This window comes from Rathayibacter oskolensis (assembly GCF_900177245.1).
Classification (GTDB): domain Bacteria; phylum Actinomycetota; class Actinomycetes; order Actinomycetales; family Microbacteriaceae; genus Rathayibacter; species Rathayibacter oskolensis.
Window position 1 is genome coordinate 247,903 of sequence record NZ_FXBM01000002.1, and the last position, 23,728, is coordinate 271,630.

The window sequence follows — 23,728 nt, forward strand, 5'->3', positions numbered from 1 at the left end:
GGATGGACACCCCTGCCCGGCAGCCCGGCGGCCCGCGATCGAGCGAACCGCAGCCCGGCCGCCCGTACGACCGCTCGAGCGACGCGCTGATCCTGGCGACGACTCTCGATCTGCTCGCCGAACGCGCCTACGAGCGCGTCACCCTCGACGACGTCGCCACCCGCACCGGCAAGGCCAAGACGACCCTCTACCGCCGTTGGCCCACGAAGGACGCCCTCGTCCTGGCCGCGATCCGCTCGATCGGACGACCCCCGGAGATCGATCTCCTCCCCGACCGGGGGTCTCTGCGGTCTGATCTGCTCGCCGTGATCGACTCCCCCTGGCTCGGCGGGGCCGACCGGCGGTCGTCGATCTTCGCCGGTCTCATGGTCGCCGCTCGAAGCTCTGGGAGCCTGGCCGACGTGATCAGGGCCGAGGTCACCGAACCGTACGTCGAGATCTATCGTCGCCTCCTCGAGAGGGCGATCGACCAGGGCCGGGTGCCTCGGGAGACGACGGAACGCGTGGCCGTCCTGGCAGAGGTGATCCCCGCGATGAGTACCCACCGCCTCGGTGCCGGCAGCGAACCCCTCCGACGCGATTTCTTCGTCTCCGTGCTCGACGACGTCGTACTCGCAGCACTCCGAGGATCGGGCGGCAGTCTGTAACGCTCCAGCACAGATGACTCAGAGCGGAACGCTCACCCGGTGCAGGTCATCGCCCGGATCCGAGACGCGCATCACCCGCGTCTCGACCAGGTGCTGCAGTGGATCGTCCCGAGAGGGGCAGCCGGAGTCGTCAGGGCTTGCCTGGGCGGAGTCGATCCACCATCAGGTCGATGCGGTCCAGATGCTGATCCGGCCGGAGACGCCCGCCCTGGCCGAGCAGGACGAGCCCGTGCAACGCAGCCCAGAACACCTCCGTGAGGACCTCGGCGTCGTCGTCGTCGACTCGCGGCCCGATCGCCGCCCGCATCTCGTCACCGGACGCCGTCGATGGCGTCGGCCGCGAACCACTTCCTCGTCGCGGAGAGCGCGCCTCCTCTCGACCTCTCCGTGCTGCGCGGGGTGCCGACGCTGGTCGTCCACGGCTCGTCCGATCCCCTCTTCCCGCCGGCGCACGGTGAGGCGCTCGCGGAGGCGCTCGGAGCGAGCCTGATGGTGCTCGACGGCGTCGGCCACCAGGCACCGCCGCCCGCGACGTGGGTCGAGCTCGTGCCGGCGATCGCCGGCCATGTGCGGAAGCACGGCTCCCGAGCCTGACGTCGTCGTCCGCTCGGGTCACGCGGTGCTAGCGTGCGCCAGTCACATGATCGGACGCGGGCCGTCCTCTTCGGAGTCGCCGTGCATCTGGCGCGGTTCGGCGTCATCACGGGCGCCCTCGCCGCGGCGGCCGCGATCGGGATTCCAGGCTGGTACCTCGGCCTGACCGCGAACGTCGCGTGCGTCGTCTTCGCGTCAGCGCTCGTGACCTGGCGGCGGCTGTGGCGCACGAGCGGGATCCTCGCCGCCGGTCGCGGCCGGACCGCGCTGCTGCTCGTGTTCTTCGCGGCTGCGACTGCTCGGCTGAGTGACCGGTGCCCGCACTGACGCCGCGGTGACAGACGGCGCGCGGAACGAGCGGTGGGTCGGCTCCCGCTGAGTGCGTCACCTCTCACGCGGATCCGGGCGGCCCATTGTCAGCAGCGCCTCTCAGAGGTGGACGACCTCCGGGCCGGCCGCATGCGAGTACTCGAAGAACAGGTGGGACACCAGGGCGGCCCGGGACGACACGCCGGTTTTCATGAGCACGGCTTTGACGTGATCCCGCACGGTGTGCTCGGAGAGGAACAGGGAGTCCGCGATCGCGGTCGTCGACTCTCCTCGTGCCAATCTCAGCGTGACCTCGAGCTCGCGACGCGACAACCCGTAGGCCTCTGCGAGCATCGGTGCGAGGTCTCGGCGGGTCGTCGGATCGATGGTCACCGCGAAGGCCCGTGGTTCACCTGTCGATCCGCGCAGCGCTGATGCCCGGATCCGCAACCACTGCCCTGAGCGCGATGGCAGCAGCATCTCGCCGGTTCCGTGTGCGCGACCGTGCTCGACGGCCCTGGCGTGCGCGAGCGCGGTGGTCAGCGCGGTCGGCATCTCGTCGGTGATCACGCTGTTCGGCAGTTGATCCAGCCAGTGCAGTGCGTCGTCGTTCGCGGCGAGGAGAACGCCGTCGAGATCGAAGGTCAGGATGCCCGGGCCGGTATCGGGGCGCTGCCCTGCGCCGTCGACCAGGAGCTTCTGGCGCATGACCTCGGCCAGCGGCTGCGAGAGGGTCTCGAAGAAGTGCACTTCTGCCGGTGAGAACGCGGGCAGGTCGTCGCGGCGCAAGAGGACGACCACTCCCCACGTCGAGTCGCCAGTGCGGAAGGCGGAGCGCAGCTCGTCGTGGAAGCCGTTGGGCTCCAGGTACTCCCGGTACCGGGCGCTGCGGGCCATGAGCCCGCCGAGTTCGGCCTGCATGGCCCCGGTGGAGCGCGGCCCGACCGCGAGGTCCTTGACCAGGAGGGTGTCGTCCTCGAGGAACTCGCGCCTCCAGTACGTCTCGCACTGCCCGGCCTCGACGTTCTCGATGCGGGCGGGCCAGGAAGGAAGCAACGTGGTCGGGTCCACCCCGAACCAGCCGGAGGCGTCCGCCGGCACGAACTCGGCAAGGCCTGCGGACACCGAGCTGAACAATGCCTGGGCCGTCGGTGCCGCCTCAGCGGCTGCGATGATCCGGCTCCTGGCTCGGCCGAGCTCATCAGAGGACAGGAGCTCGGGGATGGGCATGCCACAGAGTCGCACGCGCCTGCCCCGTACACCATCCCCGAGATGAGGGATCTGCCGACAGGCATCCACTCGTGCGCGGGGATGGTCGCGATGTGCGCCTCGCCGTCATCGTTGCCTCGGTCGCGGATACCGCTGCGATCCCCCCTTCTCAGGAGCACTCATGACCGTCGCCGGCCCCCACCGTCTTCCCCAGCACAACCCCCGCACTCCCCTCGAGGATCTCGAGTTCACTCTTCTCGGTTCCGTGGTCGGACCCGCCGACCCCCACTGGGACAAGGCCCGGGCGGCGTGGAACCTCACCGCCGATCAGCAGCCCGCCGCTGTGGTCTTCACTGTGGACGCGGCCGACGTCAGCGCGACCGTCCGGTACGCGACAGCTCTCGGCCTCAACGTCCTTGCGCAGTCGACCGGGCACCTCGCCACGGCCGTCGGCGACCTCGCCGGGACCGTGCTCATCCGGACGGCGCGCATGCGCTCGGTCCGAGTCGATGCGGAGAAGCAGACGATGCGCGTGGAAGCGGGAGCGACGTGGGGCGTCGCCACCGCCGCGCTGGAGGGCACTGGCCTCGCCGCACTCGCCGGATCCTCCGGCGAGGTCGGCATCGTGGGCTACACGCTGGGCGGCGGCTACAGCTGGCTGTCCCGATCGCGCGGCCTCGCCGCGTCCTCCGTGACCGCCATCGAGCTGGTGCTCGCCGATGGAAACCTCCTCCGAGCGACCGCGGAAGAGCACGCCGAGCTCTTCTGGGCTGTTCGAGGAGGCGGAGGCAACTTCGGCATCGTCACCGCGCTCGAGTTCCGGGTGTATCCCGTCTCCGAGGTCTCCGCAGGCATGCTCCTCTTCCCCCTCGAACAGACACGATCCGTCCTCGAGGAGTACGCCCGCTGGACGGAGGACCTCGATGAGCGCGCGACGACCTGCTTCCGCATTCTTCACTTCCCTCGGCTGCCCGACCTTCCCGACTTCCTGCGCGGACAGTCCTTCGTCGGCGTCGACGGTGCGATCGATGCTCCGGAGGACGTCGCCCAGCGGCTGCTGGCCCCCCTTCGAGCTCTGGAGCCCAGCATCGACACGTTCACGCGGATCCCCGCCACCGCCCTCGCCGGACTCCACCTCGACCCCTCGGACCCTGTCCCCGTGATCGGCGACGGGATGATCCTGGACTCGCTCACGCCCGAGGTCGTCGACGCGCTGCTCGGCTCGGCCGCGGGGATGGATCCGAGCGCCCTGCTCATCGTCGACCTCCGTCACCTGGGTGGCGCCCTCGGGCGACCAGCGGGCGGCGGCGCCGTCGACCACCTCCCGGGTCGATTCCTCCTGTACGCGGCCGGTATCGCGCCGTCTCCGCAGGCGGCCGCTGCCGTGATCACCGCGATCACCTCCGTCCGCCTGGCTCTCGCACCGTGGGCTTCCTCGATCGACTACAGCAACTTCCGCGAGGTCCGCGAGGCACCGGAGCGCTTCTGGGCGCCCGACGTGCTCGAGCGGCTCCGGGCCGTCAAGAAGTCCGTGGATCCCCGCGGCATCATCCGGAGCGCGCACACCCTCGAACCGCGAACCTCCACGAGCAGCCGCGCGCTCTCGGCCGACGCCGCGCCGGACGACCTCGCGCACCGGATCCCGGCCGAACGATGAGCGCCGTCGACCTGCTCGCGACCCCGTCGGCGTCCCTTCCGCTCAGCGCACACCGCGATCGAGCACCGGATCACAGTCCTCTGTCGATCCGCACCCCCGATCAGCTTCTCCGGGTGTTCGTGAGCTCCACGCTCCGCGAACTCGCGGAGGAGCGCCGGGCCGTGCGCGCGGCAGTCGAGCGGATGCGACTCGCGCCGGTGATGTTCGAGCTCGGCGCTCGCCCGCACCCCCCACGGGACCTGTACCGCGCATACCTGCAGCGCAGCGAGATCTTCCTCGGCGTGTACGGGCACCGATACGGCTGGGTCGCCCCTGACGAGACCGTGTCCGGCCTCGAGGACGAGTACAACCTCGCGCCGGCGACCATGCCCCGCCTCATCTACATCAAGGAGACCGGCGAGCCGCCCGAAGCCCGCCTGGTCGCGCTCCTCCAGCGCATCCGCAACGACGACCGCGCCTCCTACAAGTCCTTCGAGACGGTGGACGAGCTGCGCGAGCTCGTCGAGGCGGATCTCGCCACGCTCCTCGCCGACCGCTTCGACGCTGCCCGAGCACACCTCGACGCCGGCGATGACCGAGCATCGGACGACGACCGCTCGATCGTGATCCGCCCGGGTGAGGGCCGTCGAGCACCTCAAGCACTCCCGACGGCGCTGACGGCGTTCGTCGGGCGAGAAGAGGAACTCACTGCGATCGACACTCTTCTCGTACACGACCGCGCGCGCCTGGTGACCCTCACCGGACCCGGCGGCATCGGCAAGAGCCGCCTCGCCATCGAGGCGGGCCGGTCATCGCGCAGCGCCTTCCCCGATGGAGTGGTCTTCGTGCCGCTCGCGTCCGTGACGGATGCAGCCCTCGTCCCCGCAGCGATGGCAGAGGCACTCGGCGTGCGCGATACGGGCTCCGAACGCTTGATCGACACCCTCGAGAGGGCTCTCCGCGAGCGCACGATGCTGATCATCGCGGACAACCTCGAGCAGGTCCTCGGTGCGACGGACACGATCACCGCTCTCCTCGCCGCTGTACCCGGGCTCTCCTTCCTCGTCACCAGCAGGACGCTGCTGCGGATCGTCGGCGAGCACATGGTCCCGATCAGACCTCTTGCGCTTCCCACCGGGTCGCATCCTGATCCCGATCAGGCACTGGAGTCTCCCGCGGTGCAACTGTTCGTGCAGCGCGCGAGGTCCCTGAGACCCGACTTCGAGGTGACCGACGAGAACGTCGAAGCGATCGTCGGCGTGTGCAAGCACCTGGACGGCGTGCCTCTCGCTCTGGAGCTGGCCGCCGCCAGCATCCGACTTCTCCCCCCCTCTGCGCTACTGCTCAGGCTCCGCCAGCATCGTCCTCTTCCCGGAGCCGCCCGCGACCTCCCCACCCGCCAGCACACCATCGAGGAGACGATCGCGTGGAGCGTGCAGCTGCTCACCGATCACGAGAGGACGCTGATGCACCGCCTCGGCGTGTTCGCCGGAGGATTCTCCCTCGAGGCGGCGGAACATCTCGCCGACGACAGCGCCGACGTGCTGAGCGACCTCGGCGCCCTCGTGGACGCGAGCCTGATCCAGCAGCAGGACAGGGGAGACCGCGCACTCTTCACGATGCTCCGCTCCGTGCAGGACTTCGCGCGTCGCGTCCTCCAGGACACCGGCTCGCTCGAGTCGGCGCGCCTGTCCCACGCTCACTACTACACCGCCCGAGCCCTCTCGCTTGCGCCACAGCTCAAGGGCCGACACCAAGCCGAGACCGTCATCGCGCTGGCAGACGAGCGAGACGATCTGCGTGCAGTGGTCCGATACCTCATCGAGCGGCGTCAGTGGGACCACCTCTCGAATTTCGCCTGGAACCTCTACGTCTACTGGTGGGTCGGCGGGCTTCTCGGCGAGGTCCACGGATGGATGCACGAGATGCTGAACTCCGAGGATGACCTCCCCGAGCTCAGCCGTGCCACCAGTCTCTACTTCACCCGCGCGATCACGTTCTGGCAGGACCCGGATCGAGGGGTCCTCCCCGGACTCACCGAGAGCGCCCAGCTCTTCCGCTCCACCGGTGCGTCGGCCCACGAGGCTCTCGCGCGGACGTCCATGGCGCTCGCGCTCCTCGCCGGCACGCCATCGGACCCGGATCGCGCAGACGAGGAACTCGAGACCGCGCTGACCCTCTTCCGCACCGCCGACGATGCCTGGGGACAAGCGCTCGCCCTGGTGACCCTCGGCCGCTCGGCGATGCTCGCAGGCAAGATCCAGCGCGCACTCAACAGGTTCGACGAGAGCATGTCCCTGTCCCACCAGCAGGAGGACACCCTGAGCGAGGCGATCGCCGTTCACCACCTCGGCTGGGCGCAGCTCTTGCTCGGCGACACCGACAGTGCCTGCTCCCGATTCGAGCAGAGTCTTGCCGCGTCCTCCCGCTCCGGGCACGCCGAAGGCATGGCCTACGGTCTCGAGGGACTCGTCGCCATCGCCGCGACTCGCGGCGAGATCGATCGGGCGGGGCGACTGCTCGGGGCTGCAGAGGTGCTGCGAGAACGGACCGGCCTCTACAACGCCCCCTCGTTCTCCTTCCACCAGCAGGTGATCGCCCCGATCCTCGCCGGTGACGACCGGACGGAGTTCGAGAGCGCACGAGCCGAAGGACGCCGACTCGAGACATCGGACGCGGTCCAGTTCGCACTGCATCCGAGCCCGCCGACTCGGGCGCCGGTGACCCTCGAGGTCACGGCGCCGTCCGCGGACCGGTCGGAAGGCTCTTCGCTGTGAGAGGGCAGACCCGCCTGGCCGGAGCACGGGCCGTACGCCGAGCAAGCGCCGTCGCTGTCTACCACCGATCGCTCGCTCTGGTCCTCCTTCCGTTCCTCGTCGTCGCGAGCTTCCTGCTCTACGTGCTGCCGGGCGAGACCGACACGCTCTTCGCCTGGACCATCGAGCCGCCCCTCACCGCGATGCTCCTGGGGAGCGCCTACCTCGGTGGCATCTGGTTCTTCGGTGCGAGCACTCGAGTCGGAAGCTGGCGAGCCGTACGACGAGGAATGCCCGCGGTGCTCGTCTTCGCCTCCCTCCTCCTCGCCGCGACGCTCCAGCACCTCGACCGCTTCCACGCCGGGCATCCCTCCTTCATCGCCTGGATCGCCCTGTACCTCGTCGCCCCGGTATTCGTCCTGATCGAGATCCGGCTCCATCGACGCGTCGACGACGGCTCGGACGCGCCCCGGGAGTACAGGATCCCGCTGCCCCTCCGAGTGATGCTCGCCACGCTCGGTCTGATCGTCACGGCCGCGGGACTCGCCTTGTTCCTCGCGCCCGCACTCGTGCTCGACGCCTGGCCCTGGGCACTCACCCCTCTCACAGCTCAGGTGATCGGAGCCGTGCTCACTCTGCCCGGTGTCGTGAACGCGCACCTGCTGATCGACGCCCGATGGAGCGCCTTCCGCACCGTCTTCCAAGCCCAGCTCTTCAGCCTCGTGTTCATCATCGGCGCCCTTCTCGTGACCGGGAAGGAACTCGGCGAGACACCCGGCGCCGTGGCTCTCCCCACCTTCATCGGGATCGCCGCGCTCGCCTACGCGTCGTTCTACATCCACTGCGAGACGCGCATCGCAACGCCCGGCGCGTCACCCGATCGAGACGGCCGGCGTTCTACGACCCGACAGCGTGTCACCCCACCGGGAGGAGCGGTGCGGCGCGCGCGGGCGGCCGCGGGGCACCGGGCCGCCCGCTGAGCTCCTCGTGTCGGCAGGGATGGAGGCGGAGCGCTCCCGTTGAGGGGCAGTACATCGCCCGCTGCGCCTGACGTCGCGTCATTCGAGGAGCGGTCGCAGGCGTCACGTCGGCGACCGCTCCTGCCTGATCGCCGCAGATCTTCGAGCGGTCGGTCGCGGGCGATCTCCGGGTCTCCGAAGGTGCCGGCGGGACGGACGCCCCGACCTCCTCCGCACGCTGCCGGGACGCGGAGCCGAGTCAGGAGGGCGGTCTGCGATCCGGGATCGCGACACGGAGCATCAGTGCTCCGGCGATGGCGAGGAAGGCGGCGCCGATCAGCCCGAAACCCGGCGGGTCGTCCGCCGAGGAGTAGCCCCCGTTGACCACCGGAGTGAGGACGTAGTCGATCAGGAGGTTCGACGCCAGCACGGCGACGAGGGCGAGGCCGGCGGACCGGAGGCGTCTGCCCGCTGCGACGGAGGCGCCGATCGCGACGAGGGCGAGCAGCACCTCCACGAACCACATCCAGAACGGCAGGAGCGACACCGGCGACGGCGTTTCGTACTGCAGGGAGGAGCACTCTGCGCTCTCGTATCCTTCGGACCAGCAGGGTCTCCAGAACATCACCGCGCCGACCCCCTGCAGCGCGGCATGCCCCAGCAGGAGGACCCCGACCACCACCGAGAGCACTGTCAGCAGGATCGACGCCCGGCTCCGGTGGGTCCGGGCAGACGCGGTTCTGGTCATCGCCACAGCGGTGAGGCTAGGGGTGTCCAGTGAACAGCGGGAGATCGCCGGAGCACCGTTCCGGCGAGCAGCCGCCGACCGGTCGACGCCTCTCACGGCAACCGACCGGCAGGTACCGCCGCAGCCTCCGGAGTAGGACCCGCCGACCATCCGTCGTCCGCTTCCGGACATGGCCGCTAGAGGGCATTGCCCCCGCGATCCGACACCTGTCACGGTCGCAGAGCGACCGCCGACGGTCCACCGACTCGAAGGACCGAAGTTCACTGATGAATGATTCCTCGTCGACCGACCAGAGCACGAGCGAGATGACGCCCGAAGTGCTGGCGGCGTTCAGTGACGCCTGGACCCGCCACGACCTCGAGGCGCTGATGAGTCACGTCACCGACGACTGCGTCTACAGCGCGTCCGTCGGCCCCGAGCCCGGCCGGACCTGGTCCGGGAAGGAGCAGGTCCGCGAGGGCTTCGCGCTCATGCTCGCCTTCGACACCGGACAGGAGCGGCACGAGGAGGAGCGGCCCATCATCGCCGGGTCCCGCGGTGCGGCCACCTGGTCCTTCACCGGACCCGGCCCCGACGGAGAACCCCAGGTCACGCGAGGCTGCGACATCTACGAGTTCCGCGGCGGGAAGATCGCTCGCAAGGACGCGTTCCGGAAGGTCTACCAGCCCGACGTGGATGAGTAGTTCCCCCCTCCGCGGCACAGCCGGCGAAGCGGACCCCGTCATCGATGTCCCGCGCACCCGGTCCTGGCTCCTCGTCGCCCCCGCGCTCATCGTCCTCGGCTGGGGTGGCAACCACTTCCTGCCGCTGATGCAGTACTACCGGCAGGTGGAGGGCTTCTCGCAAGTGCAGGTCGACATCCTGCTCGGAACCTACGTCCTCGGGATCGTTCCCGGGTTCGCGCTCTCGGGAGCGTGGTCGGACCGCTACGGACGGCGACCGGTGCTGATCGTGGGTCTCGTCCTCGGAATCCTCGGAAGCGTCGTGCTCGCGGGTTCGAGCTCGAGCTTCGTCGGGCTCTGCGTCGGACGCTTCATCTGCGGCCTCAGTGTCGCGGCCGGGATGGTGGTCGGCACCTCCTGGATCAAGGAGCTCTCGATCGCGGAGGGATGGTCGACGGCGGGTGCCCGGCGCGCCGCCGGCATGCTCACCATCGGCTTCGGGGGCGGCGCCGGCATCGGCGGGGCCCTGGCCCAGTGGGGTCCGTGGCCTGCGGTGCTGCCGTACCTCGTGCAGATCGCCGCGTGCGCGGTCGCCGTGATCGTCCTGCTGTGGGCGTCCGAGACCCGACGGTTCGACCCCGGCGCGAAGAGGCTGCTCGGGAATCTGCGCGTCCCGCGAACGGCCCGGTCGACGTTCCTCCGGGTCGTCCTCCCTCTCGCCCCCTGGGTGTTCGCGGCACCGGCTCTGTCGTTCGCCGTCGGTCCGAGCCTGGTGAGTGATCGCATCCCCGGTTTCACCGTCGGCTTCGCCACCCTCGTGACGGTCATCACTCTCGGTGTCGGCTGGGTGACGCAGTTCTTCTCGGGCCACCTCGCCAAGTACCTCCGCGGGGGCATGGGGTTGGTGGGGGGATCCCTCATCGCCGCGGGCGCACTCCTGCTGATTCCCGCCGCCTCCTCGCACCAGGTGTGGATCGTGCTCGTCGCCGCGCCCGTCTTCGGAGCCGGCTACGGGCTCGCGATGGTCTCGGGACTCGCCAGAGCCCAGGCCCTGGCGTCCCCCCAGGATCTCGCGGGCATCACGGCGGCGTACTACTCGCTGACGTACGTGGGATTCCTTCTGCCGGCGGCTCTCGCGGCTCTGACCTCGTTCGCGCCGATGTGGATCCTCCTCGGGGCGACTGCGGCCGCGTGCGCTCTGTGCACGGCAGTCGCGGCCCGCGGCATGCGGCGCGACATCGCCCTCGTCTCCGCCTCCTGAGCCCGTCGCCGGCACCCCGGAACCGGTGTGCCGCTCGGGTCGGTGCGGGCGTCCCTCACGGCCGCACGACCGACGGCGACCAGGCGTGCTCGAGGTACAGCTCGGGTGCGGCCCCGCCGTCGACGGGGATCGACCACACGTCGGTGTCGCCGGCGGCGTCCTCGCGCGGGAGCCCGTAGAGGAGGGTGCCGTCGTCGAGCCAGACCACCTGGTCGTCGACGCTGCGCTCCTCGGGGAGGATCGTCTCGGTCCCCGAGGCGAGATCGAGCACGGCGATCCGCCAGTCGGGGACCGCTCCGCCGGCGTCCTTCTTGTAGGCGATCCGGGTGCCGTCCGGCGAGAGGGACGGGCACTCCGCGGTGTCCTGAATCGCGGTCAGCGTCCGCGCCGCGATGCTCCCGCGCACCAGCCAGGTGCGCGAGCCCGAGGCGGCGGTCGCGTAGAAGGTGTCGCCGTCGTCGGCGAAGGTGACCCCCCAGAGGTTGCGGTCGACGGCGGTCAGCGGCTCGCCGGCGACGCTCAGCGCGAAGGACTCCAGATCGCCCGGGTCCGGGACCGCCGGGTCCATCGACCGGATCACGGTCTGGGTCGAGAAGGTGGTCGGCGCGTAGGAGTGGCCGGTGACGAACGCGGTCGTGCTCAGCATCCCGTCGCCGATCCGGGCCCGGCTGGGGATGCCCGGCAGCGGCCACTGGAGCAGCGTCGCCCCCTCGGCATCGGTCAGCACAGCCTCGAAGGTCGTCAGCACGCCGCGGTCGGTCCGGAGGCACAGCTCCCTCTCCGCGGTCGCCGCCACCCGGTCGCAGGCCCGGTCGCTGACCGTGCGCGCCGCGCCCGGATCCGACAGCGGCACGGAGGCGACCATCCCGTAGCCCTCCCCGCTCGCGGTGTTGCGGAACACGACCCGGTCGCCGTCCGCCGGCGCGCCGGTGTCGACCGCGACCGCGGAGTCGGCCGAGGAGCGCGCCTCGAAGCGCTGCCACGCACCCACGCCGTAGGCGGCCGCGCCCCCGAGCAGCGCGACGGCGGACACGACAGCGATGATCCAGCGCGCGCGGTCCGAGAGGCGGGAGGTCGGCGCGGTCGGCGGTCCCTCCGTCATCGCGCCCCCTCCGCGAACCGCTCGCGCAGCAGCAGCGCGGCCACAGGGAGCGCCGCAGTGAGCGCCACGGCGACCGCGATCATCGCGCCCTCCCGCCCGAGCCACAGCCACAACGCCCCGAAGCCCACCGAGGCGATCAGACGGGCGACCGCGACGACCGTCTGCGCCGCCGCGATCCCACTCGCCCGGATCTCGGCGGGCACGCTCGCCCCGGCGACGGCCGCCAGCACTCCGTCGGTCGCCGCGTAGAAGGCGCCGAGCAGCAGCAGGCAGGCGAGGGTCGCGGGCAGCCCGGAGGCGGGCGAGGCGGCCAGCACGTAGACGGCGAGCAGCAGCACATGGCCGGCCGCGAACATCCGCGCCCGACCCCAGCGGTCGGCGAGGCGCCCGAACGGGATCGCGAGGGCGAGGTAGGCCGCGTTGGTCCCCACGTACAGCAGCGGGAACCACTGCGCCGCGAAGCCGCTCCGGCTCTGCAGGACGAGGTAGACGAAGCCGTCGCCGACCGTGAGCACGCCGAGGAGCCCTGCGGCCAGCAGGAGGCGGCGCGGGCGCCGATCCCACAGCCGGCGCCACGGCAGCCGCACCCGGGCCGGGACGCCGGCCGGGCGCGTCCGCAGATCCGGCACGAACAGCAGCAGGACGACCACCCCGAGGGTCGCGAACGCGGCCGACACCACGAAGACCGTCGCGTAGCCGTCGGGCACGAGCAGGAGCACGACGAAGGCCAGGAGCGGCCCGATCGTCGCGCCGACGGTGTCGAGCATCCGGTGCACGCCGAACGAGCGCGCGAGCGACGCGGAGTCGGAGGAGGCCGAGATCATCGCGTCCCGCGGCGCGGTGCGGATCCCCTTCCCGACGCGGTCGACGGCGACCACGGCGGTGAGGGCGGCCGGCCCGCTGCCGGCCAGGAGGCCCAGCCGCGCCAGCATCGACAGCCCGTAGCCGGCGAGCGCGACGGCCTTGGGCCGGTCGGTGCGGTCCGCCGTCCAGCCGGCGCCGATCCTGACGAACGCGCTGACGCCCTGGTACAGGCCGTCGAGGAAGCCGTAGGCGAGGGTCGACATCCCGAGCGCCGCCGTGATGTAAAACGGCAGGATCGCCGCGGTCGACTCCGACGAGACGTCGGTGAACAGGCTCACGATGCCCAGGGCGATCACGGCCGGGGTGACCCGCGCCGGTCCCGAGGTGCGCTCGGGCTTCTCCGCCGGGCCGTCCGGCCGATCGGACAGCGAGATGTACATGCCTAGCCGCCGCTCGGAGCGTGCAGGACGGAGAGCAGCGAGTAGCTCATCCGCGGCGTGCCGGTCGGCGCCACCGCGAGGCTCACCGTGTCCTGGCCCGCAGTGAAGAGCATCGCGGAGCCGCCCTCGGGCGCCTCGACGGCCGCCGAGGTGAAGCCCCGCTCGGCCAGCGAGCTCCGGTACTGCTCGGTGATCTGCTCCGCGGTGAGGGCGACCGTCGCCGTGAGGCCCGAGCGCAGCACCTCGCCCGCGGGCTCGACCGAGCTCGAGGCCACGATCGAGCCGGGAAGCGGAGCGACGACGTCCGACGGGTAGCCCGCCACCACCGCGCGGTCGGCGCTCGCCGCGGCCGGCAGCGGCAGCGCGATCAGCGCCGCGCGCGGGGCCGAGCTCGGCAGCCCGGTCTCGACGGGCGCCGGCCCCGAGACCTCGAGCGGAGCCGAGGGGTCGGCCGCCGCGACCGGGGCCGCCGGCGTCGGCGGGCTCACGGAGGCGGGGACGCCGGGGGAGGCGGCGCCGGTCGCCTGCGCAGTCGCTGCGGCGCCGGGTGCGGGCGTCTCGCTCGCGCCGATCGGGCGGCTCGAGGAGGCGTCGCCGCCCGCGGGGCTCCCCGCGGACACGTCGAGCACGACCGCGCCCGCCACGAGCACCGCCGCGACGGCACCGGCTGCGACCAGCAGTCGTCGTCGAGCATCCATGGGGCCACCACGTTCCGGCGCGCCGACGATCGTGGCCGGCCGGGTTCCGTCCATCCGCGTCGGGTCGCGTCCCGCGAATCCTAGCCCGCGACCGGCCTCGACGGCTCGGCGATGTCCGGAGTGCGCGGCAAGTCTCCCGTTCGCCCCCTGTGACCGAGCGGCACCCCGCCCATCCCGTGTGGGACGGTGACGTCGACGTCGGTCACGACGCGCGACGGCCCGGCGTCACTCCTCCGGGTCAACCACGAGCGCGACGCCGCCGCCGCGCCGCTCGGGTTCGGCGACCGCGGTCATGAGCCCCGAGGCGTCGACCTCGATCGCGGCGACCGCGCCGATCTCGGCGGCCGACGTGAAGGTATCGCCCGAGGGGGTCAGCTGCTGCCCGAAGGGGGCGAGGTCGTCGGCGTACGCCTCGATGAACCCGGGCTCGGCCGAGGTCGACTCGGTGTTGCGCTGGGACGCCCGGGGCGCCGCGACCGCCTCCGGCAGCGTCATCCCGAGGTCGATGCGGTTGACCAGCGTCTGGAGCACCGTCGTGATGATCGTCGCCCCTCCCGGTGAGCCGATGACCAACTTCACCGCGCCGTCGTCGAGCACGATCGTCGGCGACATCGACGACCGCGGCCGCTTGCCCGGCTCGATCCGGTTCGGGTCCGCCTCGTCGTACACCGGGGAGAAGTCGGTGAGCTCGTTGTTGAGGAGGAATCCGCGCCCGGGGACCGTCATCGCCGAGCCGCCGGTCTGCTCGATCGTCAGCGTGTAGGAGGCGGCGTTGCCCCACTTGTCGACGACGGAGAGGTGGGTGGTCGAGACGTTCTCGGTGTCCGGCTGCTCCGCTGTGAGTGCGGTCGAGCATCCGGATCCGTCGATCGCGCCCGAGGCGACCGGCCGCACGGACGCCGTCGTCGGGTCGATCGTGCAGTCCCGCGAGTCCGCGAACTCCTGGCTGAGCAGCGTCTCGGTCGGCACCTCGGTGAAGGCCGGGTCGCCGACGTAGGCGCCCCGGTCGGCGAAGGCGCGGGCGGACGACTCCAGGTAGAGGTGCAGGGCGCTGCCGGTCTCCTCCGCCCCGAGGTCGTGGTTCTCGAGGATGTTCAGCGCCTCGCCGACCGCGATCCCGCCCGAGGAGGAGGGGGCCATGCCGTAGACGTCGAGTCCGCGGTAGGAGACGTGGGTGGGGGCCTGCTCGAGCACCGAGTAGGCGGCGAGGTCGGCCTCGGTGAGCGAGCCGGCCGGCGCGGGCAGGGCCGAGTCGGAGGCGACCCGCGGGTTCTGGACCGTGTCGGCGATCTCGGCGGCCAGCGGGCCGCCGTAGAACGCGCTCGGTCCGCGGAGCGCGATGCCGGTCAGCGTCTTCGCGAGATCGGGATTGCGGAAGGTGCTGCCCACCTCCGGTGCATCGCCGCCGGGGAGGAACAGCTCGGCGGTGTCGGGGAACGCCTGGAAGCGCTCGAGGTTGTCGAGCGTCTGACTGCGGAAGGTCTCGTCGACCGGGAAGCCCGCCGCGGCGAGCGCGATGGACGGCGCCAGCACGACCCCGAGCGGGAGGGTGCCGAAGCGGTCTGCAGCGGCGTCCCAGGTGGCGACCGTGCCGGGGACCCCGACCGCCACACCGGAGGACACGAGGTCGGGGGTGAAGGGGTACGGCTCACCCGTCGCCGGGTCGATGAACGCGTCGGAGGTGATGCCGGCCGGCGCGGTCTCGCGCCCGTCGATGGTGCTCACCGAGCCCGTCGCCGCATCGAAGTAGACGAAGTACCCGCCGCCGCCGATGCCGGCACTGTAGGGCTCGGTCACGCCGAGAGCGGAGGCCGTCGCGACCGCGGCGTCGGCGGCGTTGCCTCCGCGCTTCAGTACCTCGAGGCCCACCCGGCTCGCGATCGCGTCGACCGACGAGACCGCGCCGCCGTACCCGACCGAGGTCGACGGCGAGACGAGCGGACCCCCGAGGAGGTCGCGGATGTCCGCGGGCGAGAGCCTCGAGAAGCCGGGTATCGGCCCGTCGAGAGCGGCGGCCGGCGCGGCACCCGCCACCCCGAGAGAGACGACCGCGACCAGCGCGAGCGCGGTCCGTCGGAGCCGGGATGTCGTGACCATGGCGTTCCTCCGTTGGAACTCGGTGGCGTGCGGGGCGGGTTCCCCCAACCTAGGGGGTGCCGGGCCCGCGGGCTACCGTGGGGCCAGCGGCACAGCCGGGGTCGAGACGCCGTCGAACTCGAGACGGTCGCCTCCTGCAGACGGCGGTCGCTACGGTGAGGGGATGCCAGAGATCGTCTTCTCCTTCGGGACTCTCCAGCTCCCCGAGGTGCAGCGAGCGCTGTTCGGCCGGGCCGTGGAGACCACTCCCGACGCCCTCGCCGGCTATGTCGTCGGCGAGCTGCGCATCACCGATCCCGAGGTGATCGCGATGAGCGGAGCCGACGTGCATCCGGCGCTTAGGGCCGGAGGCGAACGGGACGTCGTGACCGGCGTCGCGCTCGAGATCACCTCTGAGGAGCTCGCGGCCGCCGACCGGTACGAACGGGTGTCGTACCGGCGCGCCTCCGTGACGCTGCTGTCCGGCAGAGCGGCCTGGGTCTACCTCCCGAAGGTGTGAGCGCGCAGAGGTGATCACTTCGCGGCGGACGTGATCAGGGAGACGACCTTCTGCGGCTGGCTGAGCATCGGGACGTGCGAGCTGTTCACCTCGACGACCGTGGAGCCGGCGCGCTCGGCCATGGCCCGCTCCGCCTCCGGCGGGATGATGCGGTCGTTCTTCGCGACCATGTACCAGCTGGGGATGGTCTCCCAGGCGGGGATGCCGGACGGGGTGACGAGGGAGGAGAGAGCGCCGGGCCGCTGGCTGGTCGCGAGGACCTTCGTGACGGCCCTGGGGAGGTCCTGCGCGAACAGCTCGGGGAAGAAGGCGGGGTCGATGGAGGCGTCGGCGTCTCCCTCGGCGGCGCCGGGGAAGGGCCGGATGACGAGGTGATCGGTGAGGTCGCTGTGGCCGCCGCCGAGCGCGTTCGCGGCCTGCACGGACTCGCCGTCGGCGAGGGCGTACGCGGCGACGTACACGAGCGACGTCACGTTCGGGTTGCCGGTGGCGGCATTGGTGATCAGGGCGCCTCCGTAGGAGTGGCCGACGAGGACGACCGGGCCCTGGATCGTGCTGAGGAAGTCCCGGAGGTACTGGCTGTCGTAGTCGAGGCCTCGGAGGGGGTTCGAGAACGCGATCACCGGGTAGCCCTGCGCCTGGAGCGCGGGCGCGACGATGCTCCACCCGCTCGAGTCGGCGAAGGCGCCGTGCACGAGGACGACGGTGGGCTTGGCGGCGCGGGAAGCGAGGACACCGCCGGAGGAGGCGGGGTCCGCCGAGGCGGGCAGCGCCGCCGTTCCGAAGAGGGCCAGGGAGGCAGCGAGTGCTGCGGCGGTGAGGCCGAGCAGTCCTCGGCGTCGATGAGCGGTCACGGTCGTGTCCTTTCGGAGGGGGGAGAGCTGTGCGGAGGGGTCGAGAGATCGACGGAGCGTCCGTCGGGGAGCCACCGGAACCGTTCGCGGACGTCGGCCGGCGCGCGTCGGATCGCGGCGCGCATGCCTCCCTCGCCGTCGCGGAAGTGGGACCAGCCGTCGTAGTGGGCGGGGATCGCCACCCGGGGTCGAAGGGCGGTGACGAGGCCGACTGCGTCCGCGCCGGTCATCGAGTACCGGATCGGTCCCGTGAGGCCGAAGCGGACGCCTCCGGCGTTCACGATCGCGACGTCCACGTCGAGCCGGCGGGCGGTCTGCAGGAGGTTGCGGTGGAGCACCGTGTCACCGGTGACCCACAGGTCGTGGTGCCCTCTGCCCTGGAGGCGGAGGGCGAAGCCGATGACGTCCCCGACCAGGGGACCGCTCAGCGGAGGACCGTGTCGACAGGGAGTGGCGGTGATCCGGAGAGCACCCTTGCCGGGGGACTCGATCGACGTCGTCTCTCCGGCGGCGAGCCCGCGCGCGTGCGCGAGGTCCAGCCGTCGCGCTCCACTCGTCGTGGTGATGACGTGGGTCGCTCGGGGGAGGGCTGCGCGGCCCGCGGTGTCGAGGTTGTCGGCGTGATGGTCGTGGCTGACGAGGACCACGTCGAGCGGTCCGAGCGCCTCGAGCGGGAGCGCCGGCCCGAGCGTCTTCACGCTGGACGTGCCGAGGCCGAAGTCGTAGCGCTGTCCGGGTGGGTCGAAGGTGGGATCGATGAGGATGCGCCACCCGTCGAGCTCGACGAGGAGGGTCGGGCCCCCGATCCGCGTGATCTGCACGGTGCTCCTTCACGTGAACCGGAGGCTCGAGCCCGAGCGGCTAGGCGTTCGCGCTCGTCGAGACGGGCTGCGCGTGGGCGAGGGCCCAGGCGAGGGCGTAGTCGGCGACCTCTTCCCAGCCGGGTTCACCGCAGGTCCAGTGGCCGCGCCCCTCGAACTCGTGGTACTCGGTGAGTGCGGGCGACTTCGCCCAGTGCTTCGCGTTCGACTTGTTCACCGCGGGCGGCATGATGTGGTCCTCGCCGCCGCCGATGAAGAGCAGGGGCGCGCGATCGACCGAGTAGTCCACCCAGGTCGCCTGGCGGCCGGGTTGGAAGTTCGCCAGCAGCCCGTAGGCCCAGACCCAGTTGCCGGGTGCCGGGATCGCGTAGCGCTCGTACGCGGCGTCGGACTCTTCACGGCTGAGCGTGTTCGTGAACGCGTAGTGCCACTCATCGGGGGTGAAGCCCACCGCCCGGTGGAAGTTCGCCGGGTTCTTCAGCGCCGGGAAGAGCGATCGGGCCTGCGACAGCGGAGTCACGCGAACGCCCTCGGTCGGGGCGGAGTCGATCACAGCGCCGGCGGCGCCGAGCCCGCGGGCCAGGAGCATCTGCGTGAGCAGACCCCCGAAGGAGTGGCCCATGATGATCGGAGGCTTCGGAAGGGCCTCGACGACGCCGGCGAGGTGGTCCAGCGTCTCGGGAACCGTGAGGTTCGCGATGACGTCGGGGTTCTCGCGGAGTGCCTCGACCTCGATGTCGAACCCGGGGTAGGCGGGGGTGAGGACGGTGAAGCCCTCGGCCTCGTAGTGCGCTCTCCACTCCTCCCAGCTGCGCGGGGTGACCCAGAGGCCGTGGACGAGGACGATCGTGTCGGGTGCTTCTCGGGTGCTCATGGCGGGTTGCCCTTCGGTGTCGGTGGGTGGTCAGGACTCGAGGAAGGAGAGGATGTCGGCGTGCAGGCGGTCGCGGTCCGTGTCCGGCAGGCCGTGCGCTCCGCCCTCGTAGACGACGAGGCGCGCGCCGGGGACGAGCTGCGCGGAGAGCTTGCCGCTGATCTCGAACGGCACGATCTGGTCGTCGTCGCCGTGGATGACGAGGGTGGGCACGTCGATCTGCGCGAGGTCGCCGCGGAAGTCGGTCGCCGAGAACGCGGCGATGCACTCGTAGGCGTTGCGGGTGCCGGAGGCGAGGCCCTGCAGCCAGAACGCGTCCCGGGTGCCCTGCGGGACGTCGCCGGTGCGGTTGTTGCCGAAGAACGGCCCGTCGGCGAGGTCGCGGTACAGCTGCGACCGATCGGCCGCCTCCCCGGCGCGGATGCCGTCGAAGACCTCGATCGGGAGACCGGCCGGGTTGCTGTCGGTGCGGAGCATGAGCGGCGGGACCGCCGAGACCAGAACGACCTTCGCCACGCGGTCGCTGCCGTGGCGTCCGACGTAGTGGGTGATCTCGCCGCCACCGGTCGAGTGCCCGATCAGGGTCACTCCGCTCACATCGAGAGTGGTGATGAGGCAGGCGAGATCGTCGGCGTACGAGTCCATCTCGTTGCCGTTCCAGGTCTGGGTGGACTTGCCGTGCCCGCGTCGATCGTGCGCGATCGCGCGGTAGCCGCGGGTGGCGAGGAAGAGGGCCGTCGCCTCCCATGCGTCGCTGTTCAGCGGCCAGCCGTGGCTGAGGAGGACGACGGGACCGTCGGCGGGTCCCCAGTCCTTGTAGAAGATCTCTGCACCGTCATCGGTTCGCACGAACGGCATCTGCTTCTCCTTCATCGAGTGTCGCCTGGTGTGATCACCCTGGCGCGACGCCCGACGGGGCGGACCACGTGCCGTGCGTAGTCGGGAGAGCGCTAGTCGTGGTGCCTCTCGAGGAGCTGGCGCCGCGAGGCGATGCCGAGCTTCCGGAACACCTTCCGGAGGTGGTAGTCCACCGTGTTGGGAGAGATGAACAGCGCCGCCGCGATCTCCTGGTTGCTCCGTCCCTCTCCAGCCAGATCCGCGACGAGGGTCTCCTGCGGCGTCAGCTCCGCGACAGACGCCGGGGGAGGCATCGCCTCGCCCGTCGCCGCGAACTCCCGTCGAGCGCGGGAGGCGAACGGGACCACTCCGAGCGCGTCGAACTCGCGAACCGCGATCGCCAGATGCTCGCGGGCCTCCCGGCGTCGACGTCGGCGCCGCAGCCACTCGCCGAAGAGGAGGTGCGCCCTGGCGAGGTCTCCGCGGACAGCGGCGAGTGTCGAGGACTCGATCGCGGCGAGGTACTCGTCCTCCGCTGACGCGCTCGCGTCGAGGAGAGCGCGGGAGCGTCTCGCGAGGCCGACGATCCAGGGAGTCGAGGCGACGGACGCGAGGGCGTCGAGTGCGTCGACGGCAGCCGACGCCTCCTCCCTGCGCCCGCTCCGAGCGGCGGCCTCGGCGAGATCAGCGAGTGCCAGGCGGGAGATGTGGGGGAATCCTCCGTCCGTCACCGATCTCAGGCGTCCGTAGGCGGCGTCGTACTCCCCGTCCGCGAGGAGGCGGACACCGGCGCCCATCTGCACGATCGTCCACGCCCCTCCGAAGCCGGTGCTGAGGATGGTGGAGGCGACCGAGTCGACGGTCTCCACCGGCACGCCCGTCAGTGCGAGGTAGGCGGCATTGACGACGTGCTCGGCGGGGTACCCGATCGCTCGTCTCAGTTCGCGGACGTTCTCGAGCGAACGGCCGGCGGCGGCGACGTCCAGGAGCTGGAGGTGCGTCGTGGACTGCGTCCAGTAGATGGTGTCGAGGGACTGGAGGGCACCGCGGCTCGTCGCGTGCTCGATCATGCGTCGAGTGAGCTGCAGGGCCGCGCTCGGGTCCCACACGGCGAGAGCGAGCGGGATCGGGCACATGCCCAGCTGCATCAGCGTCTCGTCGTCGGCGGCGCGAGCGGCCGACACGGCCTGACGGAGGAGGGGAGCCGCCTCCTGGTAGGGAAGGAGGAGATGGGCGTGGATCCCCCGGAGGACGTCGGAGACGACCCCGTCCGTCGAGGACGCGCCGGCGAGTGCCCGCTGTCCGAGTTCGCGGGCCGTGACGCCCTCGGTCGACCTCTCGGTGGCGAGCGCGTAGGCGAACGCCGTGAGGAGGCTCCGCTGCTCGAGCTCGGCTGAGCCCGACGAGAACGCGTCGGCGGCGCGGGTCAGGGTCTGGGGTGCGAACGGGATCCTCGCCGGGTCGCCCACGAACATCGCCAGAGCGGCCTGGGCCGAGAGGAGTCGTCCGCGACTCATCGGTGCGAGGCCGCTCTCCTCCACGTCACCGAGCAGGTCGCCGGCGAGGACGGCGGCACCGGCACCGAGAGCGGCCTCCGCGGCAGCGAGGCGGCGCTCGTCCCTGAGCGCGCCGCTCCGGGTCAGCTCGCTGGAGCGTGCGAGGAGGCCGGCTCGTGAGAGCAGGGCGCCGCGGGCGCCGGATTCGTCGGCCAGACTCGCGAGTCGGCCCGCGACCTCCTCATCCGGGGTCACCGCCACGACGGAGGCGTGCATGGTGGCCGCGACCGAGAAGCCGTGGTCCGCCGACGCTGCCTCGAGCGCCAGATGCGCCCGTCGCCGGTCGACCGAGGAGGCGGTGGCGTACACGGCCGGGCGCACCAGCTGGTGGCGGAACCGCACGCGCTCCGCGAACTCGACCAGGCCGGTGTCCTCGAAAGGGCCGGTCGCCTCGTCGGGAACGCCGAGGAGGCGTGCGGCGCTGCGCACGACCTGGATGTCACCGGTCGTGTCGGTGACCGCGAGGAGCGCGACGAGCCGGGAGTCCTCGGGGAGGGCATCGATCTTCTGCCGGTAGAAGCCCTGGACGAGCGCTCCCGGCGGGAGCGGTTCGACCGAGAGCGCGCGCAGCGCCAGTCGACCGGCGTCGGCGTGCCGGGCGAGATCCGTGATGGCGAGCGGATGGCCGCCCAGCTGCTCGACGACCTTGACGGCGAGGTGCGGGTCGACACCGGGTGCCCTGCGGGAGTTCAGCAGCACGACCGCCGACGCGTCGTCGAGTCCAGCGAGGTGCAGGACCTCGATCCCGGCGAGCGTCTCGAGCACGGCGGGCTCGGGGCGAGTGGCGAAGACCAGCAGGACCGGTTCGGCCTTCACCCGCCGCGCCACGAAAGCCAGGATGGCGAGCGACGCGTCGTCCAGGAGGTGTGCGTCGTCGATCACGCACGCGAGTGGACCCTCGGCGGAGCCGAGGAGCGAGAGCAGCGCCGCCCCGATCTGGAACCGGTCGGGCGGGTCGCCCGCCGCTCGCCCCGTGGCGACCGTCAACGCGTGTCGAAGCGGCTCCGACAGGGCGAGCAGTTCGTCGTGCATCTCCACCAGGAGCCGATCGACACCGGCGTAGGGAAGGTCGGCCTCGGAGGAGTAGCCGACGAGCCGGACGATCCGGCACTGCGCCGGCCAGTCCCGGTCGAGGAAGGCGCGCACGAGAGCGGTCTTGCCGATGCCCGGTTCGCCCTCCACGACGAGCGCCGTCGCCCGGTGATTCCGGGCAGCACTCGAGGCCGCGCTGAGTCGGTCCAGCTCCTCAGAGCGGCCGACGAAGAGGGCCGCGAGTGCATCGATGACGGCAGAGTACCGAATGACGGCAGAGTACCGAAGGGCCCGCTCCGGAGGGAACGGTCCTCTTCGAGTCGACGGCACACCTCGCCGGCGTCGCGCGAGCCGACGGCCGTGGTGCCTGAGGGCGACGATCCCTCGGGTGCGCAAGGGATCCCGAGGAGGGCGCCGGCGCGTTCGAGTGAGCCCGGTGCGGTTCGACCGCTTCTCCGAGCGTCTGTCAAGTGCGTAGTGGACCGTGCGGTTCGGAGCCTATGGTCGACTCATCGTGTCCCTGTCCCCGATGCGCTGAATCCAGCTCGCTCCACCGACAGAGGACGTCCACTCATGAAGACCCTGTTCCATACCGGCGGTTTCGTCGACCTCGAGGACGAGACTGCTGCGGCGGTCCTCCGCTACTCCCTCACCCTCGCCCGGCATCGAGAGATGGGCACCGTCACGCTCGACGATGCCAGCCGGCCGGAGACGCGCTCGCAGGTGCTGATCGTCGTCGGTCTCGGCGTGCCTCTGTCGGTCCACGGGATCCGCAGTCCCGACGAGACGCTGCAGGACGGCGACACGGTCGCCGATATCGACACTCGCACCGAGCGACTCGACGCCCCTCGGTTCGTCGCCTTCGAGACCGATCCCGGCGGAAGCCCGTACGAGATGGATCTCGATTTCGGGATGCTCTGAGAGGACCTCTCCCTGCCTGCGCGACCCCGCTTCCGGCGAGCACCCACGGCTCGCCCGCGGACTTCTTCGGAGGAGTGCGAGAAGGCCGACGCTAGGACAGCGTCGTCCACCAGGCGTGGACCTCGCGGGCGAAGGCGATCTCGGCGGAGTCGTCCGGGACGCTGAGTCCGTACCACTGCCGGAGGACGCCGACCAGGCCGGTGCTGAGCTCCTCCGGCGAGGCGCCCGCCTCGAGCCAGGCACGGAGCGGGGCGACCAGATCGTCGTACTCCTCGTCGTCGGAGGGGCGGATCTCGTCCGCGTAGACGCCGAGCACGTCCCACTGGCGGAGGCGATCCGCTAGCGCGCGCGATCGCTCGTCGAACCCTTCTCGCCGCGATGCGCGGCCGCCGAGGCTGATCATGGAGTCACC

Annotated in this window: 23 protein-coding genes; 10 read left to right on the forward strand and 13 right to left on the reverse strand. The window is 71.3% G+C overall.

Translation table 11 applies throughout. The features are described 5' to 3' along the window. Nucleotides 1–2: 2 nt before the first annotated feature. Nucleotides 3–647: a TetR/AcrR family transcriptional regulator gene (locus B9Y99_RS10265; protein ID WP_165759590.1), complete on the forward strand. Its 645-nt coding sequence runs from the start codon at nucleotides 3–5 to the stop codon at nucleotides 645–647. A gap of 130 nt (nucleotides 648–777) precedes the next feature. Here B9Y99_RS10265 and B9Y99_RS18485 read toward each other — a convergent pair whose 3' ends face one another. Continuing rightward, nucleotides 778–954, reverse strand: a complete 177-nt coding sequence (locus B9Y99_RS18485) for a TetR-like C-terminal domain-containing protein (RefSeq protein WP_129587991.1) — start codon at nucleotides 952–954, stop codon at nucleotides 778–780. Between the two features lie 20 nt (nucleotides 955–974). Between B9Y99_RS18485 and B9Y99_RS10270 the strand changes: the two genes are divergently transcribed. Then, on the forward strand, nucleotides 975–1,241 hold the full coding sequence (locus tag B9Y99_RS10270) for an alpha/beta fold hydrolase (RefSeq protein ID WP_085476524.1): 267 nt from the start codon (nucleotides 975–977) through the stop codon (nucleotides 1,239–1,241). A 33-nt stretch (nucleotides 1,242–1,274) separates the two neighbouring features. After that, nucleotides 1,275–1,568 (forward strand): hypothetical protein, encoded by a 294-nt coding sequence (locus B9Y99_RS10275; RefSeq protein WP_129587992.1) that lies wholly within the window; start codon nucleotides 1,275–1,277, stop codon nucleotides 1,566–1,568. Between the two features lie 102 nt (nucleotides 1,569–1,670). On the opposite strand, the gene B9Y99_RS19190 is transcribed toward B9Y99_RS10275, so the two are convergent. Next, nucleotides 1,671–2,780, reverse strand: a complete 1,110-nt coding sequence (locus tag B9Y99_RS19190) for a helix-turn-helix transcriptional regulator (protein ID WP_085476526.1) — start codon at nucleotides 2,778–2,780, stop codon at nucleotides 1,671–1,673. A gap of 160 nt (nucleotides 2,781–2,940) precedes the next feature. Here B9Y99_RS19190 and B9Y99_RS10285 point away from each other — a divergent pair, with 160 nt between their 5' ends. From B9Y99_RS10285 to B9Y99_RS10295, 3 genes are all read left to right on the forward strand, one after another. Then, nucleotides 2,941–4,416 carry an FAD-binding oxidoreductase gene (locus tag B9Y99_RS10285; RefSeq protein ID WP_085476527.1) on the forward strand — a complete coding sequence of 492 codons (1,476 nt, stop codon included), beginning with the start codon at nucleotides 2,941–2,943 and terminating at the stop codon, nucleotides 4,414–4,416. Between the two features lie 113 nt (nucleotides 4,417–4,529). After that, complete coding sequence (locus B9Y99_RS10290) at nucleotides 4,530–7,172, forward strand: DUF4062 domain-containing protein (protein ID WP_165759591.1); 2,643 nt, start codon at nucleotides 4,530–4,532, stop codon at nucleotides 7,170–7,172. Further along, nucleotides 7,169–8,131: a hypothetical protein gene (locus B9Y99_RS10295; protein ID WP_085476529.1), complete on the forward strand. Its 963-nt coding sequence runs from the start codon at nucleotides 7,169–7,171 to the stop codon at nucleotides 8,129–8,131. Before B9Y99_RS10290 ends, B9Y99_RS10295 begins: the two co-directional genes overlap by 4 nt. A gap of 238 nt (nucleotides 8,132–8,369) precedes the next feature. Here B9Y99_RS10295 and B9Y99_RS10300 read toward each other — a convergent pair whose 3' ends face one another. After that, complete coding sequence (locus B9Y99_RS10300) at nucleotides 8,370–8,864, reverse strand: hypothetical protein (RefSeq protein WP_129587994.1); 495 nt, start codon at nucleotides 8,862–8,864, stop codon at nucleotides 8,370–8,372. 260 nt (nucleotides 8,865–9,124) lie between these two features. On the opposite strand from B9Y99_RS10300, the gene B9Y99_RS10305 reads away from it, so the two are divergent. Continuing rightward, the gene (locus B9Y99_RS10305; protein WP_085476531.1) at nucleotides 9,125–9,541 is read left to right on the forward strand and encodes a nuclear transport factor 2 family protein; all 417 of its coding nucleotides are present in this window, start codon (nucleotides 9,125–9,127) and stop codon (nucleotides 9,539–9,541) included. Continuing rightward, nucleotides 9,534–10,781, forward strand: coding sequence for an MFS transporter (locus B9Y99_RS10310; protein ID WP_085476532.1), 1,248 nt, complete (start codon nucleotides 9,534–9,536; stop codon nucleotides 10,779–10,781). Before B9Y99_RS10305 ends, B9Y99_RS10310 begins: the two co-directional genes overlap by 8 nt. Before the next feature lie 55 nt (nucleotides 10,782–10,836). Here the strand turns inward: B9Y99_RS10310 and B9Y99_RS10315 are convergent, their stop codons facing one another. The 4 genes from B9Y99_RS10315 to ggt form a co-directional block, all read right to left on the reverse strand. Continuing rightward, nucleotides 10,837–11,883: a TolB family protein gene (locus B9Y99_RS10315; protein WP_085476533.1), complete on the reverse strand. Its 1,047-nt coding sequence runs from the start codon at nucleotides 11,881–11,883 to the stop codon at nucleotides 10,837–10,839. Next, the gene (locus tag B9Y99_RS10320) at nucleotides 11,880–13,127 is read right to left on the reverse strand and encodes an MFS transporter (RefSeq protein WP_085476534.1); all 1,248 of its coding nucleotides are present in this window, start codon (nucleotides 13,125–13,127) and stop codon (nucleotides 11,880–11,882) included. Before B9Y99_RS10320 ends, B9Y99_RS10315 begins: the two co-directional genes overlap by 4 nt. Before the next feature lie 2 nt (nucleotides 13,128–13,129). Next, nucleotides 13,130–13,825 carry a hypothetical protein gene (locus B9Y99_RS10325; RefSeq protein ID WP_085476535.1) on the reverse strand — a complete coding sequence of 232 codons (696 nt, stop codon included), beginning with the start codon at nucleotides 13,823–13,825 and terminating at the stop codon, nucleotides 13,130–13,132. A gap of 225 nt (nucleotides 13,826–14,050) precedes the next feature. Continuing rightward, the gene (ggt, locus tag B9Y99_RS10330; protein ID WP_085476536.1) at nucleotides 14,051–15,922 is read right to left on the reverse strand and encodes a gamma-glutamyltransferase; all 1,872 of its coding nucleotides are present in this window, start codon (nucleotides 15,920–15,922) and stop codon (nucleotides 14,051–14,053) included. Nucleotides 15,923–16,085: 163 nt separating this feature from the next. Here ggt and B9Y99_RS10335 point away from each other — a divergent pair, with 163 nt between their 5' ends. Continuing rightward, nucleotides 16,086–16,421, forward strand: a complete 336-nt coding sequence (locus B9Y99_RS10335) for a gamma-glutamylcyclotransferase family protein (RefSeq protein WP_085476537.1) — start codon at nucleotides 16,086–16,088, stop codon at nucleotides 16,419–16,421. A gap of 14 nt (nucleotides 16,422–16,435) precedes the next feature. Here the strand turns inward: B9Y99_RS10335 and B9Y99_RS10340 are convergent, their stop codons facing one another. From B9Y99_RS10340 to B9Y99_RS10360, 5 genes are all read right to left on the reverse strand, one after another. Continuing rightward, nucleotides 16,436–17,275, reverse strand: a complete 840-nt coding sequence (locus B9Y99_RS10340) for an alpha/beta fold hydrolase (RefSeq protein ID WP_244274870.1) — start codon at nucleotides 17,273–17,275, stop codon at nucleotides 16,436–16,438. Beyond that, a complete protein-coding gene (locus B9Y99_RS10345) occupies nucleotides 17,272–18,096 on the reverse strand; it encodes an MBL fold metallo-hydrolase (protein WP_085476538.1) in 825 nt (274 codons plus the stop codon). Before B9Y99_RS10345 ends, B9Y99_RS10340 begins: the two co-directional genes overlap by 4 nt. 40 nt (nucleotides 18,097–18,136) lie before the next feature. Then, entirely contained in the window at nucleotides 18,137–18,970 is an 834-nt protein-coding gene (locus B9Y99_RS10350) for an alpha/beta hydrolase (protein ID WP_085476539.1), read from the reverse strand. 30 nt (nucleotides 18,971–19,000) lie between these two features. After that, nucleotides 19,001–19,828: an alpha/beta fold hydrolase gene (locus tag B9Y99_RS10355; protein ID WP_085476540.1), complete on the reverse strand. Its 828-nt coding sequence runs from the start codon at nucleotides 19,826–19,828 to the stop codon at nucleotides 19,001–19,003. A gap of 92 nt (nucleotides 19,829–19,920) precedes the next feature. Then, on the reverse strand, nucleotides 19,921–22,725 hold the full coding sequence (locus tag B9Y99_RS10360) for an AAA family ATPase (protein ID WP_165759592.1): 2,805 nt from the start codon (nucleotides 22,723–22,725) through the stop codon (nucleotides 19,921–19,923). 243 nt (nucleotides 22,726–22,968) lie between these two features. Here B9Y99_RS10360 and B9Y99_RS10365 point away from each other — a divergent pair, with 243 nt between their 5' ends. Then, complete coding sequence (locus tag B9Y99_RS10365) at nucleotides 22,969–23,316, forward strand: hypothetical protein (protein ID WP_085476542.1); 348 nt, start codon at nucleotides 22,969–22,971, stop codon at nucleotides 23,314–23,316. A 91-nt stretch (nucleotides 23,317–23,407) separates the two neighbouring features. Here the strand turns inward: B9Y99_RS10365 and B9Y99_RS10370 are convergent, their stop codons facing one another. Next, on the reverse strand, nucleotides 23,408–23,719 hold the full coding sequence (locus B9Y99_RS10370) for a hypothetical protein (RefSeq protein WP_085476543.1): 312 nt from the start codon (nucleotides 23,717–23,719) through the stop codon (nucleotides 23,408–23,410). Nucleotides 23,720–23,728 lie beyond the last annotated feature (9 nt).

What these genes read in the sequence shown, in the direction of transcription:
- B9Y99_RS10265 (WP_165759590.1), top strand. Translation starts at nt 3, where the DNA reads ATGGACACCCCTGCCCGGCAGCCCGGCGGCCCGCGATCGAGCGAACCG.
- B9Y99_RS18485 (WP_129587991.1), bottom strand. Translation starts at nt 954, where the DNA reads ATGCGGGCGGCGATCGGGCCGCGAGTCGACGACGACGACGCCGAGGTC.
- B9Y99_RS10270 (WP_085476524.1), top strand. Translation starts at nt 975, where the DNA reads ATGGCGTCGGCCGCGAACCACTTCCTCGTCGCGGAGAGCGCGCCTCCT.
- B9Y99_RS19190 (WP_085476526.1), bottom strand. Translation starts at nt 2,780, where the DNA reads ATGCCCATCCCCGAGCTCCTGTCCTCTGATGAGCTCGGCCGAGCCAGG.
- B9Y99_RS10285 (WP_085476527.1), top strand. Translation starts at nt 2,941, where the DNA reads ATGACCGTCGCCGGCCCCCACCGTCTTCCCCAGCACAACCCCCGCACT.
- B9Y99_RS10305 (WP_085476531.1), top strand. Translation starts at nt 9,125, where the DNA reads ATGAATGATTCCTCGTCGACCGACCAGAGCACGAGCGAGATGACGCCC.
- B9Y99_RS10310 (WP_085476532.1), top strand. Translation starts at nt 9,534, where the DNA reads ATGAGTAGTTCCCCCCTCCGCGGCACAGCCGGCGAAGCGGACCCCGTC.
- B9Y99_RS10315 (WP_085476533.1), bottom strand. Translation starts at nt 11,883, where the DNA reads ATGACGGAGGGACCGCCGACCGCGCCGACCTCCCGCCTCTCGGACCGC.
- B9Y99_RS10320 (WP_085476534.1), bottom strand. Translation starts at nt 13,127, where the DNA reads ATGTACATCTCGCTGTCCGATCGGCCGGACGGCCCGGCGGAGAAGCCC.
- B9Y99_RS10325 (WP_085476535.1), bottom strand. Translation starts at nt 13,825, where the DNA reads ATGGATGCTCGACGACGACTGCTGGTCGCAGCCGGTGCCGTCGCGGCG.
- ggt (WP_085476536.1), bottom strand. Translation starts at nt 15,922, where the DNA reads ATGGTCACGACATCCCGGCTCCGACGGACCGCGCTCGCGCTGGTCGCG.
- B9Y99_RS10335 (WP_085476537.1), top strand. Translation starts at nt 16,086, where the DNA reads ATGCCAGAGATCGTCTTCTCCTTCGGGACTCTCCAGCTCCCCGAGGTG.
- B9Y99_RS10350 (WP_085476539.1), bottom strand. Translation starts at nt 18,970, where the DNA reads ATGAGCACCCGAGAAGCACCCGACACGATCGTCCTCGTCCACGGCCTC.
- B9Y99_RS10355 (WP_085476540.1), bottom strand. Translation starts at nt 19,828, where the DNA reads ATGCCGTTCGTGCGAACCGATGACGGTGCAGAGATCTTCTACAAGGAC.
- B9Y99_RS10365 (WP_085476542.1), top strand. Translation starts at nt 22,969, where the DNA reads ATGAAGACCCTGTTCCATACCGGCGGTTTCGTCGACCTCGAGGACGAG.
- B9Y99_RS10370 (WP_085476543.1), bottom strand. Translation starts at nt 23,719, where the DNA reads ATGATCAGCCTCGGCGGCCGCGCATCGCGGCGAGAAGGGTTCGACGAG.